The following is a 2,066-nucleotide window of genomic DNA, read 5'->3' as shown; positions in this document are numbered from 1 at the left end:
TATAGGATATGTCTATATAATATAATGGTCGAGGTGAAGGGACTCGAACCCCCGGCCCCATGGTCCCAAACCACGTACGCTACCAACTGCGCTACACCTCGACTTGACACAGGTAATATCTTACAGTAAAACATTAAAAAAGTCAAGTAATTTATAAAAAAATTTTAACAAAAATTCTTTATTTTTTCTGTGATTTTATATCCTGTTTTTTTACTCTGTTTAGGCTGTCTTTTCGGAGTTTTCTTTTGTTGTATACCTTTCATTGTTCTGATTTTTTTCGTATAGATACCAAGGAAGGTAAGCTATAAAAGCTATGAGAACGGAAAGGAACATCATTATAAACATAAGACCGACGCCGCCTGCGAAATCGTAAATAACCTTTGGAATAAGGCTTATTGTCGGTATCAGATAATTTATTCCGCTTACCAAAGTCAAAAGACCGTTAAGACTTATCATGAATATGATAAAGGCAGAGTAATTGATTAAAGATGTTATGCTTTTTATGTTGTGATATTCTATGAATACAAAATAAATGAGGGAAAACACCACGAATATATTGCATATAAAGAACTGATAGAATTTGAAGTGTGTTATGCCGTATCCTCCGAAGTCTGCCAATATAAGGTTACTTACTGAAAAAAAGGATATGAAATAAAACAGGTCAAAAAATATTTGTTTTTTCCCGAAAAACAAAAGTACTGACAGTACCATAGCTATAAATGTAAAGTCGAAAGGGATGGCATATATTATATTGCTTTCTCCTCTTTGGGCGTAGTTCCAGACTATATTTACTGTTTCAGACAGGAATGCAGGGAAAGCGAATAAGAGATAGTACCATCTTCCGCTTCCGTTTCTTCTGATTGTTTTTCTTCTTATAAAAATAAATCCCAACAAAAAAACACATATTAAAAGGGTGATGATATGTACTTGAGAAAATCTTTCAAAAGTTGAAGTTATATTTTGTCCGCTTAAAAAATTCATATTATACTCCTTAGATTATATTATTAAAAACATTTCTTGCTTTTGGTTCGTTATTTGAAATTGGAAACATAAACAAGAAAGACCATATGTTTCAATGGAAAACAAAGGACGGTTATATGTGATTATTTATATGTCCGGTGTTTTTTCCTTTTTCATTATAACATTAAATGGAAGATTTGTATTGCATTTTTGTTATATTGGTGTAAACTAATATAAAAAGAATATTAAAACTCAGGAGGAGCGAAATGAATACCATTTGGCATAATATTGACGATTCCAGAATAAAAGCGGAGGACTTCATAGCTTTCATAGAGATACCGAAAGGAAGCAATGTAAAGTATGAGCTTGACAAAGAAACGGGATACATTATAGTAGACAGGATTTTATACACATCGACTCATTATCCCGGAAATTACGGTTTTATTCCGAGAACTTACGGAGACGACGGGGATCCCCTTGACGTAATAGTTTTGTGCAGTGAAAAGATTCAACCCACAAGTCTTATAAGATGTTATCCAATAGGTGTTTTAAACATGATTGATGACGGAGAAAACGACGAAAAGATAATAGCGATACCTTTTAACGATCCGACTTACAATCATTGTAAAAGCATAAACGATCTTCCAAGTCATATCTTTGACGAAATACAACATTTCTTCAGTGTTTACAAGACTTTGGAACATAAAGAAACCACGGTTGAAAAGACACTTGGGGATAAAGAAGCAAAAGAAGTTATAAACAGAGCGATAGAAAATTACAAAAAGAAATTTTAAAAAAAGGTTATAATGCTCTTAAGGGGTGTTGCCCTTTATAAACCCCACGACTTTTTTGACTGTTTACTGTTTTGAAAAAACAGCTGAGTTTTTTATAAAAACTCAGGAAGCTGGAAGCTTTAAACAACATGAGCGATTTTTAAGAAAAAATTGCGAATACAAAAGTTTATTTTATTTATGATTTCTATAAATTATACATAAAACGGCGCCACTGGGCGTGGAGCCTTTAACGATTTTGACGCCTGCGTAAAACTCTGCCCGAGTTTTACTGGCGGAAAATCTATCCCCATCCCTTTCATTGAAAAAGGGGGT

2 protein-coding genes and 1 tRNA gene are annotated in these 2,066 nt (G+C 33.4%); 1 reads left to right on the top strand and 2 read right to left on the bottom strand.

The window, feature by feature from the left end:
* Window positions 1-25: 25 nt before the first annotated feature.
* Window positions 26-101 (bottom strand) — tRNA-Pro (locus tag QZ357_RS09590).
* Between the two features lie 118 nt (window positions 102-219).
* The gene (locus QZ357_RS09585; protein WP_290776560.1) at window positions 220-981 is read right to left on the bottom strand and encodes a YwaF family protein; all 762 of its coding nucleotides are present in this window, start codon (window positions 979-981) and stop codon (window positions 220-222) included.
* A 245-nt stretch (window positions 982-1,226) separates the two neighbouring features.
* Here QZ357_RS09585 and QZ357_RS09580 point away from each other — a divergent pair, with 245 nt between their 5' ends.
* Window positions 1,227-1,754 (top strand): inorganic diphosphatase, encoded by a 528-nt coding sequence (locus QZ357_RS09580; RefSeq protein WP_290776557.1) that lies wholly within the window; start codon window positions 1,227-1,229, stop codon window positions 1,752-1,754.
* Window positions 1,755-2,066: the final 312 nt, after the last annotated feature.

It is taken from the genome of Anaerofustis sp. (assembly GCF_019420015.1).
Lineage (GTDB): Bacteria > Bacillota > Clostridia > Eubacteriales > Anaerofustaceae > Anaerofustis.
This window is presented reverse-complemented; position numbering and strand designations above follow the sequence as displayed.